Here is a 17,207-nt window from a genome sequence, read left to right on the forward strand (position 1 = left end):
TATCCACCAGCCAACATGGAGCCATCCCATGAAGATTACTCAGGTTCGCAACGCCACCTTGCTGCTCGACTATGCCGGCACCCGCTTTCTGATCGACCCCATGCTCTCGGCCAAGGGGGCCTTCCCCGGCTTTGAGGGCACCGCCAACAGCCAGCTGCGCAATCCGCTGGTCGAGCTGCCGCTGCCGATCAATGAGCTGGTCGATGTGGACGCCGTTATCGTCACCCACGACCATCCCGACCACTGGGATGATGCCGCCAGAGCCCTGATCCCCAAACATCTGCCGCTCTTGGTACAACATCAGAAAGATGCTGATGCCATTCGTGCCAGTGGCTTTGAGGATGTGCGCCTGCTGAGCGACCAGCCCGAGTTTGCCGGCATTCGCCTGCAGCAGACCGGTGGCCAGCACGGCAGCGACCAGTTGATGGCGGTACTGGGCGAGCGCATGGGAGAAGTGTGCGGCGTGCTCTTCTCCCATCCCGATGAACAGTGCCTCTATCTGGCCGGTGATACCATCTGGCATCCCTCGGTCGAGCAAGCCCTGCTACAGCATCAGCCTGAGGTCATCATCCTCAATTGCGGCGATGCACAGGTGCCCGGACTCGGTTCCATCATCATGGGCAGGGAGGATGTCGCCGCCGTATATCAGGCCGCACCGCAGGCCACGCTGCTCGCCAGCCATATGGAGGCGGTCAATCACGCCGTGCTGTCACGCCAGGAGCTGCGCGACTATCTGGCGATACGGGGCATGATGGATCGGGTACGGGTGCCGGAAGATGGCGAGGCGATATCGCTGTGATCCGCAGGAGGGCCATGCCAGACATGGCCCTTCGGCTTTCACTGCCGAACGCTTATGATGAGAGGTCTGCGCGCAGAGAGGAGTCAACATAATGCCCACCCCGATCGTTGCCGTGGTGACCTTCGATCACTTCAGCCCTTTTCACTGCGCCGTCCCCTGCCTCATCTTCGGCGATATCCTGCCGGGCCAGCCACTGTTCGAGCTCAAGATCTGCTGCGGTGATGGCAACCACCACTCACACTCGGCGCAAGGCTTCACCATTCAGGCGCCCCATGGGCTGGAGGTGCTGGCCGAGGCGGAGATCATCGTCATCCCCTTCTGGCACGACCCGTCAGCACGGCCACCTGCAGCGCTGCTCGATGCCCTGATTGCCGCCAGAGCCAGAGGTGCCCGACTGGTCGGGCTCTGTCTCGGCACCTATGTGCTCGCCTACGCCGGGCTGCTCAATGGTCGCAAGGCATCGACCCACTGGGAGTACGAGCAGGATTTCTGCCACCGCTTTCCCTGCGTGCAGCTCGATACCAACGCCCTCTATGTGGATGACGAAGGGCTGGTCACCTCGGCAGGCACTGCCGCCGGGCTGGATTGCTGCCTCTATCTGGTGCGCCAGTACCACGGCTCGGCCATCGCCAACAAGGTGGCACGGAGGCTGGTGATCCCGCCCCACCGGGAAGGGGGGCAGGCCCAGTTTATCGAGCAGCCGGTGCCCGCCTCCACCCGCGATGTCCGGATGAACCAGTTGCTCGACCACCTGCGTGCCCATCTGGCCGCCCCCCATACCTTGGACTCTCTGGCAGATCTCACCCTGATGAGTCGACGCACCTTTACCCGCCGTTTTCATCAGGCAACCGGCCTCTCGGTGGGTGAATGGCTGCTGGCGGAGCGGCTCAGGCGCAGTCAGGAGTTACTGGAAGTGAGCGGTCATTCCATCGATCGCATTGCCGAGCTGGTTGGCTTCAAGAGTGCCACCTCCCTGCGCAATCACTTTCGAGCCCGCTTTGCCATCTCCCCCAGCGAGTGGCGACGATCTTTTCGTGGCCATAACTCCTGATGATGCCCGCTGTACCTGCTCACTCCGCTATGGCAGGCTAACCAGAGACCCCGAGGAGTCATACCATGTCCCGTTCCGAACGCCTGCTGGCCCTGCTCCAGCTGCTGCGCGGCCACCGCTACGCCATCACAGGCGCGGAGCTGGCCAGCCAGCTTGGCATCAGCCTGCGCACCCTCTACCGGGATATCGCCACCCTGCAGGCACAAGGTGCCCATATCGAGGGTGAACCCGGGATCGGCTATGTGCTGCGTCCCGGCTTCATGCTGCCGCCATTGATGTTCAGTGAAGAGGAGCTGGATGCGCTGGTGCTGGGATCGCGTTGGGTCGTCGCCCACGGTGACGGAGCCTTGAGTACATCGGCCAGCAGTGCGCTGGCCAAGATAGAAGCCGTGCTACCCGCCGACTATCGCCAGCAGCTCCAGAGCAATGCCCTGCTGATCGGCACCTCCCGCAGCGAGAGCCTCACCGATGAAGCTCCGCTGCGCAGCGCCATCCGCCAACAACGCAAGGTGACCCTAGGCTATCGCGATCTCAAGGATGAGGCCTCTGAGCGCACCGTCTGGCCATTTGCCCTCGGCTACTTCGAACAGGTGCGGGTACTGGTGGCCTGGTGCGAACTGCGTCAGGGCTTTCGCCACTTTCGGGTCGATCGCATCACCCGGATGCAGCCGCAAGATTGCCGCTATCCAAAAAGCAGAGAGAGCCTGCTGAAGGAGTGGCGCACCACCCAGCAAATCCCGCAGCCGAAATTCATTGCTGACAGAAACTGACAGCAGGTAGCGCCATCCTGAGGGGGTCGACGCAGATGTGCTATTTCATCTGTTAGGTCATATACATCGAAACGAGGTTGCTCAAAAACATGAACAATAAAAGTGGTTATATCGGCGTCAACGGTGGTGAGTTGTATTACGAACTTTCGGGTAATCCTGATGGTGAGCCTTTATTGATGCTTCATGGTGGCCTTGGTTCCCTTAATGAACTAATACCCATTCAAAGATATGTTGCCATGGATTATCAGTTGATCAGTGTAGATTTCCGTGGCCATGGAAAATCCCCTCTAGGTAGTAAGCCACTGAGTTACTTGCAGTATCAGCAAGATATCCAAACACTCCTCGACTATCTGGGCGTTGATAAATATTCAATATTTGGCTTTAGTGATGGTGGTATCGTAGGTTATCGACTAGCCGTACAAGAACCCGATAGCGTTTCTTGTTTGGTTACACTTGGTGCAACGTGGCGATTAGAGCCTGATGATCCATCACTCGGGTTGCTAAGCGGCTTAACAGCAGACTTTTGGATTTCAAAGTTTGCCGATGATGTCGCGCTATACGAAGTGTCAAATCCCGAGCCTGATTTCCCTAAACTTGTCGATGCTGTAAAGGCTGTTTGGCTTGATACAACACCCTCTGGCTACCCGAGTAACCTGGTTGAAAACATTCGTTGTCCGACATTAATCATGAGAGGTGATAACGATGTCATATTTTCGCTTGAGGAGGCATTGGCTTTAAAAGCAAAAATCGCAGGTTCCAGTTTTGCCAATATTCCGCTCGCGGGCCACTCAGCTCATCAAGAGTCGCCTGAACTGGCAGGTAAAATGCTTCAACAGTTCATGTCACAGCATAAAAATAATTAACTCTTCCATAGGACACTGCACATAAAGAATCAGCTCTGTGCAAGCGAACTCATCATCAAAATGCCGAACATCAAATTCGGCATTTTCTTTATCTCAGCCCGATCGTCCATCCTTTCAACTGCCAGTGTTTCACGTGGAACGTTGGGCGGCATCCGGGCATCCGGCTGCGCCGTCTGTGTTATCATCCTCGAGCCTTATTATCTGGAGAAACAATGACCACTCGACATAATCCACTCGAACTGTACCAGCTGGACAACAGCTCCCCCGATGAACTGAGCGAGAAACAGTTGGCGCTATTCGCCCTGCTACAACAGCGTGAGCAGGAGTTTGGGTTCAATCCGAACGTCATCGTCCACTATCCGGAAGCCCGCTTTCTCAGCGCCCCGCTCGATTATCTGGATCAGCTGATCTCGGAACAGCAGCAACAGGGTCAGCTCATCAATGAAGTGGTAATACTCACCACTTACCTGCAGGTACAGGCTCCGTTGGTCGAACGTGGTTATCGGCATGAAACCGTCCACATGCCTGCTGGCCCAGACCATACCGCGATTTTCGGGATGCAATACGGCACTCAAGTGGCTGGCAAGACGCTCTATGTCGAGGCCGTCAATGAGCAGGATCCCAAGATCCGGCCGACCTTTGTGTTGATGTTGCGCGATGAGCATGGTGAGCTGCAGGGCGGCATGTCCGGATCAATCTGGACTCAGGATGAGCGGCGTTACGCCTATATCGGCACTGTGGTGGTGCAACCGGGGCAACCCGCAGGAACCGGCACCCAGCTCGCCAATACCGTGCTGGAGTACCTGACGCAGCAAGGGGTTTACGAGGTCAATCTCGGCACCCAGACCGCCGAGCCTTTCTATGCCAAACTGGGGTTCAAGGTCATTCACCATATCGTGCCAGCGTTGCGTCACCGCACAGCTAGCGATGGTGCCGAGCTACCCCACAATCTGGTCATCATGAGCAAACTGCTCTGATCGGGTGCAGATAGTGGATGTAAAAAAGCCGCTCACAAGGAGCGGCTTTTTGCTGTCTGACTGCGTCGATTAGACGTCGAGGTTGGCCACGCGCAGGGCGTTGGTCTCGATAAAGTCACGACGGGGCTCAACGGCATCACCCATCAGGGTGGAGAAGAGCTGGTCAGCACCGACGGCGTCGTCGATGGTGACGCGCAGCATGCGACGGGCTTCCGGATCCATGGTGGTTTCCCACAGCTGGTCCGGGTTCATCTCTCCCAGCCCTTTATAGCGCTGGATATAGATGCCGCGTTTGCCTTCACCCATCAGCCACTCGACGGCTTCCACGAAGTTGGCAACCGGCTTGACCTTCTCGCCACGCTTGATGAAACCACCTTCCTCGATCAGGTTGGCGATCTCCTTGCCCAGCGAGACCAGTTGACGGTACTCACCGGATTGCAGGAAGTCGTAGCTGAGCGGATATTCGCGATCGACACCGTGCTGACGTACCACGGCGTGCGGCACGTACAGGCTGCGCTCTTCGTCACGACGAACCTGGATCTGGTACTGGATACCGTGGTTGCTCTCGTTGAGCACGGCTTCCATACCCTGACACCAGGCCAGCAGATCGCTCTCGCTGTTCAGCAGCGCTTCGTTCAACTCCGGCTGATAGATCAGTTGGGTCAGCACGGCTTCCGGCGCACGACGAGACATGCGGGTGATCAGGTGAGTCACCGAGCGGTGCTGGTTGACCAGACGCTCCAGAGCCTCGCCACCGATGGCCGGGGCAGACTCGTTAACGTGCAGGGTAGCACCATCCAGCGCCATGGCGGTCTGGTACTGCAGCAGCGCGTCTTCGTCTTTCAGATACTGCTCCTGCTTGCCCTTCTTCACTTTGTAGAGCGGCGGCTGGGCGATGTAGACGTAGCCACGTTCGATGATTTCCGGCATCTGACGATAGAAGAAGGTCAGCAGCAGGGTTCGGATGTGCGCACCATCAACGTCCGCATCGGTCATGATGATGATGTTGTGATAACGCAGCTTGTCCGGGTTGTACTCGTCGCGACCGATACCGCAACCCAGTGCGGTGATCAGGGTGCCCACCTCTTGCGAGGAGATCATCTTGTCGAAACGGGCCTTCTCCACGTTCAGGATTTTACCCTTGAGCGGCAGGATGGCCTGGTTTTTACGGTTGCGACCCTGCTTGGCGGAACCGCCAGCAGAGTCCCCTTCCACTATGTAGAGTTCGGAGAGAGCCGGGTCTTTTTCCTGACAGTCAGCCAGCTTGCCGGGCAGACCGGCGATATCCAGCGCGCCTTTGCGGCGGGTCAGTTCGCGGGCTTTGCGGGCCGCTTCACGGGCACGGGCCGCATCGATGATCTTGTTGACCACGATCTTGGCATCGCCCGGGTTTTCCAGCAGGAAGTCAGCCAGCTTCTCACCCATCGCCTGTTCAACGGCGGTCTTCACTTCGGAAGAGACCAGCTTGTCTTTGGTCTGGGATGAGAACTTGGGATCCGGCACCTTGACGGAGATAACGGCAATCAGACCTTCACGTACGTCGTCGCCACTGGCGGCAGACTTGGCCTTCTTGCTGTAGTCCTCTTTGTCCATATAGGAGTTCAGAGTACGGGTCAGCGCGGTACGGAAACCAACGAGGTGAGTACCACCATCCCGCTGCGGGATGTTGTTGGTGAAGCAGTAGACCCCTTCCTGATAGGCGTCGTTCCACTGCATCGCCACTTCAACGCCGATACCATCCTGCTCGGTGGTGAAGTGGAACACCTTCGGGTGGATCGGGGTCTTGTTCTGGTTCAGGTACTCAACGAATGCCTTGATGCCACCCTCGTAGCAGAAATGCGCCTCGCGGCCATCACGCTCGTCTTGCAGACGGATGGAGACACCGGAGTTGAGGAAGGAGAGCTCACGCAGGCGCTTGGCCAGGATCTCGTAGTGGAACAGGGTATCGCTGAAAATGGCCGGGCTCGGCCAGAAGCGAACTTCGGTACCGGTGCCGGTGCTGTCGCCAATCTGCTTGAGCGGCGCCTGCGGCTCACCCAGATGATAGGTCTGCTCGTAGACGTGGCCGTTACGACGAATGGTCAGCAACAGCTTGTCAGAGAGGGCGTTAACTACCGAGACACCCACGCCGTGCAGGCCGCCGGATACCTTGTAGGAGTTGTCATCAAACTTACCGCCTGCGTGCAGCACGGTCATGATGACCTCTGCGGCGGAGCGGCCCTCCTCCTCGTGCATGTCTACCGGGATACCCCGGCCATTGTCACGCACAGAGACAGAACCGTCGGAATGGATCTTGACCAGAATATCGGAGCAGTAGCCAGCGAGCGCCTCGTCAATGGAGTTATCGACGACCTCGAACACCATGTGGTGCAGACCCGAGCCATCATCCGTATCGCCGATATACATCCCCGGGCGCTTGCGGACCGCATCCAGGCCCTTCAGCACCTTGATATTCGAGGAGTCGTAAGTATTTTCACTCATAGCTTACTCTCTGCCTTCTCTAACGTTTCGGAGATTTTACCTTGTTCCACGTGGAACAACTTGCAGTCATTCGCATCCATCATGTCTGCGAGCTGACCGGTGTCGATGGCAGTGATAAACACCTGGGACGCACACTGCTTCAGCCTTGCGGCCAGCAAGCGGCGCTTGTCGACATCCAGTTCAGAGGCAAAATCGTCAATTAAAAAAATACAGCCACGGCTGCTATGTTGATTCAAATAGAGCCCTTGGGCCAGTCGCATGGCGCAGACCAGCAACTTCAGCTGACCCCGGGACAAAATATCCTGAGCGGGCACCCCGTTCGCCTTGAGGCGCACATCGGCTTTCTGTGGACCGACACCGGTATAGCCCAGCGCCCGATCCCGCTCAAACCCCGCCTCCAGCAGATCGCCGAGGGGAGTGTCTTTCTCCCAGCCCCGGTAAAAGCCGAGACTGATATCGAATTCCGGCAGAAAATCCGCCGTCATCTCCTTGATCAGGGGCGTAATGGCCTGACAATAACTGGCGCGAAACTCGGCCAGCTCAGCACCCAGCCGCACCAATTCCTGATCCCAGAACGCCAGCTGGCGGTACTGGGTGCTCTGGCGCAACAGCGCATTGCGCTGTTTCAGCAGCCGCCGCACTCGTCCCCAGAGGGCAAAGAAGGTCGGCTCCTGATGGAAAACGCCCCAATCGAGCCAGGCACGGCGAGCCTGAGGCCCGCCCGTCAGCAGGTTGAAGCCATCGGGATGGATCAACTGCACCGGCAACAGCTCCGCCAAATCGGCCAGCCGCTGGGCCTGCGCCCCGGCAATCTTGAGCTGGGTCTCGCCACTCTTGTCTTTGGCAAGACCGATCGGTACCTGACGCCCCTCCAGTTCACACTGGGCAAACAGGGTAAACGCCCTCTCCCCCTGGCGGATGACCCGCCCGGTCAAATGAGTGCGAAAGGAGCGCCCCAGACCAAGGTAGTGAATGGCTTCCAGCACGCTGGTCTTGCCGCTGCCATTGCACCCGACCAGAATGTTGAGGCCGGGCGACAGCTTGAGACTGGCTTGCTGGATATTGCGAAAGTCGCTGAGCTGGAGTTTGACCAGGGACACGACTAGATCCGCATCGGCATCACCACGTACTGAGCATCCTGATGTTCAAAATCCTCAATAATGGCACTGCTGATGGAATCGCTCAGGCTAATCCGAATTTGGTCACATTTTAACGTATTCAGCACGTCCAGCACATAAGAGACGTTAAAGCCGATCTCCATCTCGCCAGCGGCATATTGTACGTCAAGCAGCTCTTCGGCTTCTTCCTGTTCCGGGTTGTTGGCGGTGATGCGCAGCAGGTTTTCCTGCAGATTGAGACGCACCCCACGGAATTTCTCGTTGGAGAGGATGGCGGCGCGGGCAAACGCCTGACGCAGATCCTCACGACCGGCGATCAGGGCCTTGTCGCTGTTGCGCGGAATGACGCGGCGCCAATCCGGGAAGCGGCCATCCACCAGCTTGGAGGTGAAGATGAAGCCGTCCAGCGCAGCACGCAGGTTGCTGCGGCCGATCTGCAGACGTACCGGCTTGTCTTCCGCCTCCAGCAGACGCACCAGCTCCAGTACCCCTTTGCGCGGCAGGATAACCTGATGATCGGGCAGCGATTCCCCTACCACCTCGCGGCGGCAGGTGGCCAGACGGTGACCGTCGGTCGCCACGGTGCGCAGACCGTGACCTTCGCTCTCGAACAGCATACCGTTCAGGTAGTAACGAACATCCTGGCTGGCCATGGAGAACTGGGTCGCATCGATCAGCTTCTTCAGCTCCAGCTGGCTGATATCGAACTCGAGCACGGATTCCCAATCCTCGATGTTCGGATACTCGGTCGCCGGCAGGGTCGAGAGGTTGAAGCGGGAGCGACCTGACCGGATGATCAGGCGCTCCCCTTCGGTATTGAGACGGATCTCGGCGCCTTCCGGCAGACCACGGCAGATATCCAGCAGCTTGCGCGCCGGTACTGTGGTGCGGCCATCTTCGCTGGCCCCGTTCAGATAGACCTGACCGATCATCTCTACTTCGAGATCGGTACCGGTCAGTGACAGCAGACCGTTGCTGACATCAAGCAGCACGTTGCCGAGGATCGGCAGGGTCGGTCGGCCGCCGAGGGCGCCGGACACCAGTTGCAGAGGACGTAACAGGGCCTCACGGCTAATTTCGAGCTGCATCTGTGCTCTCCGTTGTGATTAGGAGGAAAAGATTCGGATCAGGTTGGAATATTCGCGCTGCATCTGTCCACTCGATTCCGTTATCAGGAAGAAAGGGTACGGATCAGGTTGGAATAGTCCTCCTTGATGTCGTGACTCTCCTCCTTCAGCTGCTCGATCTTGCGGCAGGCATGAAGAACGGTAGTGTGGTCACGGCCACCAAAGGCATCACCTATCTCCGGCAAACTGTGGTTGGTCAGCTCCTTGGCCAGTGCCATCGCCAGCTGGCGCGGACGGGCAACGGAGCGGGAACGACGCTTGGAGAGCAGATCCGCCAGCTTGATCTTGTAGTACTCCGCCACCGTCTTCTGGATATTGTCGATGGTGACCAGCTTCTCCTGCAGTGCCAACAGGTCGCGCAGCGCTTCGCGCACGAAATCGATGTTGATGGCACGGCCGGTAAAGTTGGCGTTGGCTATCACCCGGTTGAGGGCGCCTTCCAGTTCACGGACGTTGGATCGCAGACGTTTGGCAATGAAGAAGGCCACTTCGTCCGGCAGATGGATCTGGTTCTCGTCTGCCTTGCGCATCAGGATCGCGACGCGGGTCTCCAGCTCCGGCGGCTCGATCGCCACGGTCAGGCCCCAGCCGAAGCGGGACTTGAGGCGATCTTCTACACCGTTGATCTCCTTCGGATAGCGATCCGAGGTGAGGATGATCTGCTGGTTACCTTCCAGCAAGGCATTGAAGGTATGGAAGAACTCCTCCTGGGAGCGCTCCTTGTTGGCGAAGAACTGGATGTCATCGATGAGCAGGGCATCGACGCTGCGGTAGTAACGCTTGAACTCTTCAATGGCGTTATTTTGCAGCGCTTTCACCATGTCCTGAACAAACCGCTCGGAGTGCATATAGATGACTTTGGCATCTTTTTTACTCTCCTTGATGGCATTGCCAACGGCGTGCAACAGGTGGGTTTTACCCAGGCCGGTGCCACCATAGAGGAACAGCGGGTTGTAAGCACCACCCGGATTGTCCGCTACCTGACGGGCAGCCGCACGCGCCAACTGGTTGGACTTACCCTCGACGAAATTCTCGAAGGTATAGTTCACGTTGGTGTTGCTCTTGTGGTTCGGCTCGGGCTTGGCTTCAGCCTTGCTTTCCCAGCTCTTCTGCAAGTTATTCACAGGCGCGGCACCCTGTACCGGCGCTCTGGCGACAGCAACAGGATGGGGACGATTGCCTATATCAAAACGCAGGGTGGGGCCGTCGACCCCGCAGAGTTCGTTGATGATGCCGTTAACCCGGATGAGATACTTGTCTCGTACCCAGTCCAGAACAAAGCGATTCGGTGCATACAGGGTCAGAGTATTGTCACTCAACTCCGCTTGAAGCGGCCGGATCCACATGCTGAATTCTGCCGAGGGCAACTCATCTTGCAGCCGGTTAAGGCACTGCTGCCATAGCGAAGCAGTCACTCTAAACTCCTGTCGATTGATTAACTAAAGACCGGCTATTCTACGTTTTTAGCCGCCGGATCTCCAGCCATCGCCCGGTGGATCCAGCAAATAAGATCCTTGACTTTCAAGGATCCAGCGCCTTTGGATCGGATTTCATCCCCAAAGTTACCCACAGCTTGATCCACCGTCCGGATTGGTCGATCCCATGCTTCTCTCCTGTTATTTCATATAACCAAATGTCATTTATTTTTTAAATTTTATTCCAATAACATCAGCGCCAAAGCAGTTATTACAACTACAAATACAAGACATTTAGAGAGAGAAACCCCATGAAAACTTCCATCAAGCTTATTTCCGGCGCAGCCATCCTGTTGGCTACCCTGTCTGGTCAGGCTATCGCCCAGGAGACCATCAAGGTCGGCATGTCCGGCAAATATTTCCCGTTCACTTTCGTCAAGCAGGACAAGCTGCAGGGCTTTGAAGTGGATATGTGGAACCAGATCGGCGAGCGCTCCGGCTACAAGGTCGAATTCGTGACCGCCAGCTTCTCCGGCCTGTTCGGCATGCTGGAAACCGGCCGCATCGATACCATCTCCAACCAGATCACCATCACCGACGAGCGCAAGGCGAAGTACGACTTCTCCCAGCCCTACGTCTATGACGGCGCCCAGATCGTAGTCCGCAAGGGCAATAGCACCATCCACGGCATCAAGGATCTGGAAGGCAAGAGCGTTGCCGTGAACCTGGGTTCCAACTTTGAAGAGCTGCTGCGCAAGAACGACCCGAACAAGAAGATCGATATCCGCACCTATGACTCCGCCTTCGAGCAGGATGTCGCGCTGGGTCGCATCGATGCCTTCGTGATGGACCGCGTCTCCACCGCCCAGCTGATCAAAGAGTCCAAGCTGCCGCTGCAACAGGCTGGCGCACCGTTCGAGACTATCGAGAACGCCCTGCCCTTCCTGAAGACCCCGGAGAAACAGGCGCTGCTGAAGAAGGTCGACGAGGCCCTGACCGCCATGCGCAAGGATGGCTCCCTGCGTCAGATCTCCGAGAAATGGTTCGCTTCCGACATCACCGACAAATAAATGATGGAATTTGACCTCGAATACACGCTGGGGCTGTTTCCCATCCTGCTCAAATACCTGGGCACCACGATGGAAATGGCCCTGTGGGGATTCGTGCTGGCACTCGTACTCTCGCTGGCCCTGGCGATAGTACGGGTGTTTCGCGTCCCTGCGATTCACTGGCTGGCGATGCTCTATATCTCGTTCTTTCGGGGTACACCGCTACTCGTTCAGCTGTTCCTGCTCTACTACGGATTGCCGCAACTGTTCCCGATCTTCGTGGGGATGGATGCCTTTACCGCCGCCATCGTCGGTCTGACCCTGCACTTCGCCGCCTACATGGCCGAGTCGATCCGCGCAGCCATCCTAGGCATTCACAAAAGCCAGATGGAAGCGGCGCTCAGTATCGGCATGAGCCGTTATCAGGCGATGCAGCGGATCATCCTGCCGCAGGCGGCCCGCATCGCCACCCCGTCGCTGATGAACTACTTCATCGACATGATCAAGAGCACCTCGCTGGCGTTCACCCTGGGAGTGGCCGAGATAATGGGCAAGGCGCAAATGGAGGCCTCTTCCTCCTTCAAGTTCTTCGAGAGCTTTATGGCGGTGGCGCTGATCTACTGGGTGGTGGTGATCTTCTTTACCCGCTTGCAGCATCTGCTGGAAATTCGTCTCAACCGTGCCTATTAAAGGAGGGCTCTCATGATCAAGCTAACCGGCCTCTCCAAGGCATATCACGGCAATCAGGTACTCAACGGCATCGATCTGGAGGTCAAAAAGGGGGAAATTGTCGTCATCATCGGCCCCTCCGGCACCGGCAAGTCGACCCTGTTGCGCTGCCTGAACCTGCTGGAGACCCCGGATGCGGGCACCCTTGCCATCGACGATCTCGAGCTCAATCTGGCCAAGGCCAGCGAACAGCAGGCGATCGAGCTGCGCAAGCGGGCCTCCTTCGTGTTCCAGAACTACGCCCTGTTTGCCAACAAGACGGCGCTCGACAACATCGCCGAAGGGCTGATCACCGTCTGGAAGCAGCCAAAAGCGGAGGCCCGCGCCACAGCGCTCGGCATCCTCAAGGACATTGGTCTCGCCGACAAGCAGGATGCCTATCCGGCCTCCCTCTCCGGCGGCCAGCAGCAGCGGGTCGGCATCGGCCGGGCCATGGCGGCCCACTCCAAGGTAATCCTGTTTGACGAACCCACCTCGGCGCTCGATCCGGAATGGGTCGATGAAGTGCTCGGGCTGATGAAAAAGCTGGCTAGCCAGCACCAGACCATGGTGGTGGTGACCCACGAGATTGAATTCGCACGGGATGTGGCCGATCGGGTGATCTTCATGGAAGATGGCCGGATCGTGGAGCAGGGCCCGCCGGATCAGATATTGGTCGATCCCAAGGATCCCCGTACCCGGGAGTTCTTGCGGAAAGTCCTTAAATAGCTCTCTCTTTGGCGGCCTAGCCGCCTTTTTTATTGAGGGATCCCTTGTTTAACACCGGGTTGCCAGTATAATCCGGAGCCCTCGATCCTCTGGATCCTCACGCTCGGCAGTGGCCTTTTCAAGACCACCGCAGGATGAGAGGGAACGGCGGATTGACTAAAAGCCGAACTCTGTTTAGAATTCGGCCTCTTTTGCTAGTCGTCACACGCTATAGCTGGCGCGTCGGCTAAGTGTGACAATCAAAACTGTACAGTAATACGGAATCGAATCATGAAACGTACTTTTCAACCGTCCAACCTGAAGCGCAAGCGCTCTCACGGTTTCCGCGCCCGCATGGCAACTGCCAACGGTCGTAAAGTTCTGGCCGCTCGTCGTGCCAAGGGTCGTGCCCGCCTGGTAGTCTAATGCCTACCCAGCACACCTTCTCTCGGGAGTTACGTCTGTTAACTCCCGAACACTTCAAACGCGTTTTCGCCGAGCCTGTCCGGGCTGCTTCCCCGCAGATTACTCTTCTCGCCTCTCCCAATTCGCTCGAACACCCTCGTCTTGGTCTCGCTGTGCCCAAAAAAGCACTCAAGCGTGCCGTCTGGCGTAACCGTGTCAAACGGGTGGTTCGGGAAAGTTTCCGCCTCAAACAACATCAGCTGCCCGCTATCGACATCGTGGTGATCGCCAAGGCCGGTGTGAAAGAGATGGATAACGAGGAACTGTTCAAGTTACTGGAAAAGCTATGGCGCACTCTGTCACGCCGTTGCAATGGGTAGCTATCAAACTGATACGTCTGTATCAGCTAATCATTAGTCCCCTGCTGGGGCCGCGCTGCCGTTTTACTCCGACTTGTTCCCAATTTGCGATAGAAGCCATCCGACTTCACGGTTTCATAAAAGGCGTTTGGTTAGCTAGCAAACGTCTATTAAAATGCCATCCCTTATCCGAGGGTGGTTATGACCCGGTTCCGCAACCAAAGCGAAGAAACTGAAGACTATGGAATCACAACGCAATCTACTCCTGATCGGTTTGCTGTTCGTGAGCTTTCTGCTCTGGCAACAGTGGGAGTCCGACAAGGCTCCGAAGCCGGCCCCGACTACCGTGGCCCAAACCGAACATTTCGTACCTGAAGCCGGTCAGACCGGTGATATTCCTCAGGTTTCCGAGCAAGCCAACGCGACTGCCGCACGCAAGCTGATCACCGTCTCCTCTGACGTGCTCAAGCTGACCCTGGATACCCAGGGTGGTGACGTCGTGTCTGCCGAACTGCTGTCTCACAAACTGGAAGAGGGCAAGGACCAACCGTTCGTGCTGCTGACCAGCAAGCCTGAGCACCTCTATATCGCCCAGAGCGGTCTGGTGGGTCGCAACGGTCCGGACAGTCAGGCCGAAGGTCGTCCTACCTATGAAGCCGCCCAGACCAGCTATCAGCTGGCCGATGGTCAGGATCAAGTCGTCGTTCCGATGACCTGGACCGACAGCAAGGGCGTTGTCTTCACCAAGGAGTTCATCCTCAAGCGTGGCGACTATGCCGTTGGCGTTGATTACAAGATCGACAACAAATCTGCCGAGCCGGTTCAGGTGCAGTTCTATGGTCAGCTGAAGCAGACCGTAGCAACGCCGAAGGATCAGGAAGGTCATGCCATGGTAGCCAGCGCTTACCGTGGTGGTGCCTTCTCCACTGAAGATACCCGCTACAAGAAGTACACCTTCGACGAGATGAAGGATGCCGACCTGAACAAGACCACCAAGGGTGGTTGGGTCGCCATGCTGCAACACTACTTCGTCTCTGCCTGGGCACCGAATGCCGACGATACCAACAGCTTCTACAGCCGTGTGATCCCTGGTAAAGGCCAGGCCATCATCGGTTACAAGGCGCCGCTGGTTGACGTGGCTGCCGGCCAACAGGCTGAAGTAACCAGCAAGCTGTGGGTCGGTCCCAAGCTGCAAGACCAGATGGCCAAGGTGGCTAACCACCTCGACCTGACCGTCGACTACGGCTGGCTGTGGTTCATCGCCCAACCGCTGCACTGGCTGCTGACCGTGTTCCACGGTTTCGTCCAGAACTGGGGTCTGGCCATCATCATGCTGACCCTGCTGGTACGCGGCATCATGTTCCCGCTGACCAAGGCCCAGTACACCTCCATGGCCAAGATGCGCATGCTGCAACCCAAGATTGCGGCCCTGCGCGAGCGCTTCGGCGATGACCGCCAGAAGATGTCTCAGGGCATGATGGAGCTGTACAAGAAGGAGAAGGTCAACCCGCTGGGTGGCTGCCTGCCGATCCTGGTTCAGATGCCGATCTTCATCGCCCTTTACTGGGCACTGATGGAGTCCGTTGAACTGCGTCACGCGCCGTTTGCCCTGTGGATCACTGACCTGTCAGTGAAGGACCCCTTCTTCGTGCTGCCAATCCTCATGGGTGCCTCCATGTGGTATCTGCAGAAGATGAGCCCGACCACCGTAACCGACCCGATGCAGCAGAAAGTGATGCAGTTCATGCCGATCATCTTCACTTTCATGTTCCTCTGGTTCCCGGCTGGCCTGACTCTCTACTGGCTGGTGAGCAACGTCATCTCCATCATCCAGCAGACCATCATCTATCGTCAGCTGGAGAAGAAAGGACTGCATTCACGCAGCTAATCTTCCCGTGATGACAAAAGAGGCGGCCTTCGGGCCGCCTTTTTTATTACAATATCTCCCACTACGTTTTCCTATCAGCGAACAAACGAGCCAAGCAAGATGACAACAGATACGATCGTGGCCCAGGCCACCGCGCCAGGCCGTGGTGGCGTCGGCATAGTCCGGGTCTCCGGCCCCGCCGCCGAACAGGTCGCCGGGATAGTGCTCGGCAAGCTCCCGCGGGTGCGCTACGCCGAATATCTGCCGTTCAGGGACGAGCAAGGCCAGGTACTGGATCAGGGCATCGCCCTGCTGTTCAAAGCTCCCAACAGCTTCACCGGCGAGGATGTGCTGGAGCTGCAGGGCCACGGCGGCCCCGTCATCATGGACATGCTGATCCGCCGCATTCTGAAAATCGACGGCATCCGCCCTGCCCGCCCCGGCGAGTTCAGCGAGCGCGCCTTCATCAACGACAAGCTGGATCTGGCCCAGGCCGAAGCCATCGCCGATCTGATCGAAGCATCCAGCGAGCAGGCCGCTCGCAGCGCCATGCACTCCCTGCAGGGGCAGTTCTCCAGCAAAATTCAGCAACTGGTGGAGAGCCTGATCCGGCTGCGCATCTATGTGGAAGCGGCCATCGACTTCCCGGACGAGGAGATCGACTTCCTCTCCGACGGCAAGGTGGCGGGCGACCTCTACGCCATCATGTCCGAGCTGGACGACGTGCGCGGGGAAGCCAAACAGGGCGCCCTGCTGCGGGAAGGGATGAAGGTGGTGATCGCCGGTCGTCCCAACGCCGGCAAATCGAGCCTGCTAAATGCCCTGGCGGGCCGTGAGTCGGCCATCGTCACCGAGATCGCCGGTACCACCCGCGATGTGCTGCGCGAGCATATCCATCTCGATGGCATGCCGCTGCACATCATCGACACCGCCGGTCTGCGCGACACCCAGGACAAGGTGGAGCAGATCGGTATCGAGCGCGCCTGGGCCGAGATCGAACAGGCCGACCGGGTGCTGTTTATGGTGGATGGCACCACCACGGACGCGGTCGACCCGCGGGAAATTTGGCCGGAATTTGTTGATCGGTTGCCAAAAAACATCGGCCTCACCGTCATTCGCAACAAGGCCGATCTGACAGGCGAGGATCTGGCACCGAGCCAGGAGCAGGGCCACGCCGTCTACCGCATCTCCGCCAAAACCGAGCTGGGGCTGCCCGCCCTGCGCGAGCACCTGAAAGCCTGCATGGGCTTCCAGGGCAATACCGAAGGGGGCTTTATGGCCCGCCGCCGCCATCTGGATGCGCTGGAGCGTGCCGCCGAGCGCCTGCTGGTAGCCAAAGAGCAGCTGGAAGTGTTCGTGGCTGGCGAGCTGGTGGCCGAAGAGTTGCGCCTCGCACAGGAGTCCCTCTCCGAGATCACCGGTGAATTCAGCTCCGACGATCTGCTGGGCCGTATCTTCTCCAGCTTCTGCATCGGCAAGTAATGTGGTGAAAAATCAGCAATAAAAAGCA

17 protein-coding genes are annotated in these 17,207 nt (G+C 57.8%); 13 read left to right on the forward strand and 4 right to left on the reverse strand.

Annotation, left to right across the window (positions count from 1 at the left end; translation table 11 throughout):
• Positions 1-28 precede the first annotated feature (28 nt).
• From AB5Y73_RS12370 to AB5Y73_RS12390, 5 genes are all read left to right on the forward strand, one after another.
• Positions 29-799: an MBL fold metallo-hydrolase gene (locus AB5Y73_RS12370; protein WP_107683419.1), complete on the forward strand. Its 771-nt coding sequence runs from the start codon at positions 29-31 to the stop codon at positions 797-799.
• Positions 800-890: 91 nt separating this feature from the next.
• Entirely contained in the window at positions 891-1,850 is a 960-nt protein-coding gene (locus AB5Y73_RS12375; RefSeq protein WP_107683420.1) for a helix-turn-helix domain-containing protein, read from the forward strand.
• A 65-nt stretch (positions 1,851-1,915) separates the two neighbouring features.
• Positions 1,916-2,620 carry a YafY family protein gene (locus AB5Y73_RS12380; protein ID WP_107683421.1) on the forward strand — a complete coding sequence of 235 codons (705 nt, stop codon included), beginning with the start codon at positions 1,916-1,918 and terminating at the stop codon, positions 2,618-2,620.
• 89 nt (positions 2,621-2,709) lie between these two features.
• Positions 2,710-3,483: an alpha/beta fold hydrolase gene (locus AB5Y73_RS12385; RefSeq protein ID WP_107683422.1), complete on the forward strand. Its 774-nt coding sequence runs from the start codon at positions 2,710-2,712 to the stop codon at positions 3,481-3,483.
• A 212-nt stretch (positions 3,484-3,695) separates the two neighbouring features.
• The gene (locus tag AB5Y73_RS12390) at positions 3,696-4,460 is read left to right on the forward strand and encodes a GNAT family N-acetyltransferase (RefSeq protein WP_107683423.1); all 765 of its coding nucleotides are present in this window, start codon (positions 3,696-3,698) and stop codon (positions 4,458-4,460) included.
• Positions 4,461-4,529: 69 nt separating this feature from the next.
• On the opposite strand, the gene gyrB is transcribed toward AB5Y73_RS12390, so the two are convergent.
• The 4 genes from gyrB to dnaA all read right to left on the reverse strand — a co-directional run bounded on the left by gyrB (position 4,530) and on the right by dnaA (position 10,601).
• On the reverse strand, positions 4,530-6,941 hold the full coding sequence (gene gyrB, locus AB5Y73_RS12395; RefSeq protein WP_005357188.1) for a DNA topoisomerase (ATP-hydrolyzing) subunit B: 2,412 nt from the start codon (positions 6,939-6,941) through the stop codon (positions 4,530-4,532).
• Positions 6,938-8,041, reverse strand: coding sequence for a DNA replication/repair protein RecF (gene recF, locus AB5Y73_RS12400; RefSeq protein ID WP_058059796.1), 1,104 nt, complete (start codon positions 8,039-8,041; stop codon positions 6,938-6,940). The genes gyrB and recF overlap by 4 nt, the downstream gene beginning before the upstream one ends.
• A gap of 2 nt (positions 8,042-8,043) precedes the next feature.
• Positions 8,044-9,147: a DNA polymerase III subunit beta gene (gene dnaN / locus AB5Y73_RS12405; protein ID WP_005339306.1), complete on the reverse strand. Its 1,104-nt coding sequence runs from the start codon at positions 9,145-9,147 to the stop codon at positions 8,044-8,046.
• Positions 9,148-9,230: 83 nt separating this feature from the next.
• Entirely contained in the window at positions 9,231-10,601 is a 1,371-nt protein-coding gene (gene dnaA, locus AB5Y73_RS12410) for a chromosomal replication initiator protein DnaA (protein ID WP_107683424.1), read from the reverse strand.
• A gap of 311 nt (positions 10,602-10,912) precedes the next feature.
• On the opposite strand from dnaA, the gene AB5Y73_RS12415 reads away from it, so the two are divergent.
• The 8 genes from AB5Y73_RS12415 (at position 10,913) to mnmE (ending at position 17,179) form a co-directional block, all read left to right on the forward strand.
• Positions 10,913-11,671: an amino acid ABC transporter substrate-binding protein gene (locus tag AB5Y73_RS12415; protein ID WP_107683425.1), complete on the forward strand. Its 759-nt coding sequence runs from the start codon at positions 10,913-10,915 to the stop codon at positions 11,669-11,671.
• A complete protein-coding gene (locus AB5Y73_RS12420) occupies positions 11,672-12,340 on the forward strand; it encodes an amino acid ABC transporter permease (protein ID WP_013724235.1) in 669 nt (222 codons plus the stop codon).
• Between the two features lie 12 nt (positions 12,341-12,352).
• Entirely contained in the window at positions 12,353-13,087 is a 735-nt protein-coding gene (locus AB5Y73_RS12425) for an amino acid ABC transporter ATP-binding protein (RefSeq protein WP_107683426.1), read from the forward strand.
• Between the two features lie 270 nt (positions 13,088-13,357).
• Complete coding sequence (gene rpmH, locus AB5Y73_RS12430; protein ID WP_005307156.1) at positions 13,358-13,492, forward strand: 50S ribosomal protein L34; 135 nt, start codon at positions 13,358-13,360, stop codon at positions 13,490-13,492.
• Complete coding sequence (rnpA, locus tag AB5Y73_RS12435) at positions 13,492-13,851, forward strand: ribonuclease P protein component (RefSeq protein WP_005342318.1); 360 nt, start codon at positions 13,492-13,494, stop codon at positions 13,849-13,851. Before rpmH ends, rnpA begins: the two co-directional genes overlap by 1 nt.
• Positions 13,818-14,066, forward strand: a complete 249-nt coding sequence (gene yidD, locus AB5Y73_RS12440) for a membrane protein insertion efficiency factor YidD (RefSeq protein ID WP_010672280.1) — start codon at positions 13,818-13,820, stop codon at positions 14,064-14,066. Before rnpA ends, yidD begins: the two co-directional genes overlap by 34 nt.
• A gap of 5 nt (positions 14,067-14,071) precedes the next feature.
• Complete coding sequence (gene yidC, locus AB5Y73_RS12445) at positions 14,072-15,718, forward strand: membrane protein insertase YidC (RefSeq protein WP_005355794.1); 1,647 nt, start codon at positions 14,072-14,074, stop codon at positions 15,716-15,718.
• A 99-nt stretch (positions 15,719-15,817) separates the two neighbouring features.
• A complete protein-coding gene (gene mnmE / locus AB5Y73_RS12450; RefSeq protein WP_042063286.1) occupies positions 15,818-17,179 on the forward strand; it encodes a tRNA uridine-5-carboxymethylaminomethyl(34) synthesis GTPase MnmE in 1,362 nt (453 codons plus the stop codon).
• Positions 17,180-17,207: the final 28 nt, after the last annotated feature.

It is taken from the genome of Aeromonas sp. s7(2024) (assembly GCF_040907825.1).
GTDB classification, from domain to species: domain Bacteria; phylum Pseudomonadota; class Gammaproteobacteria; order Enterobacterales; family Aeromonadaceae; genus Aeromonas; species Aeromonas veronii.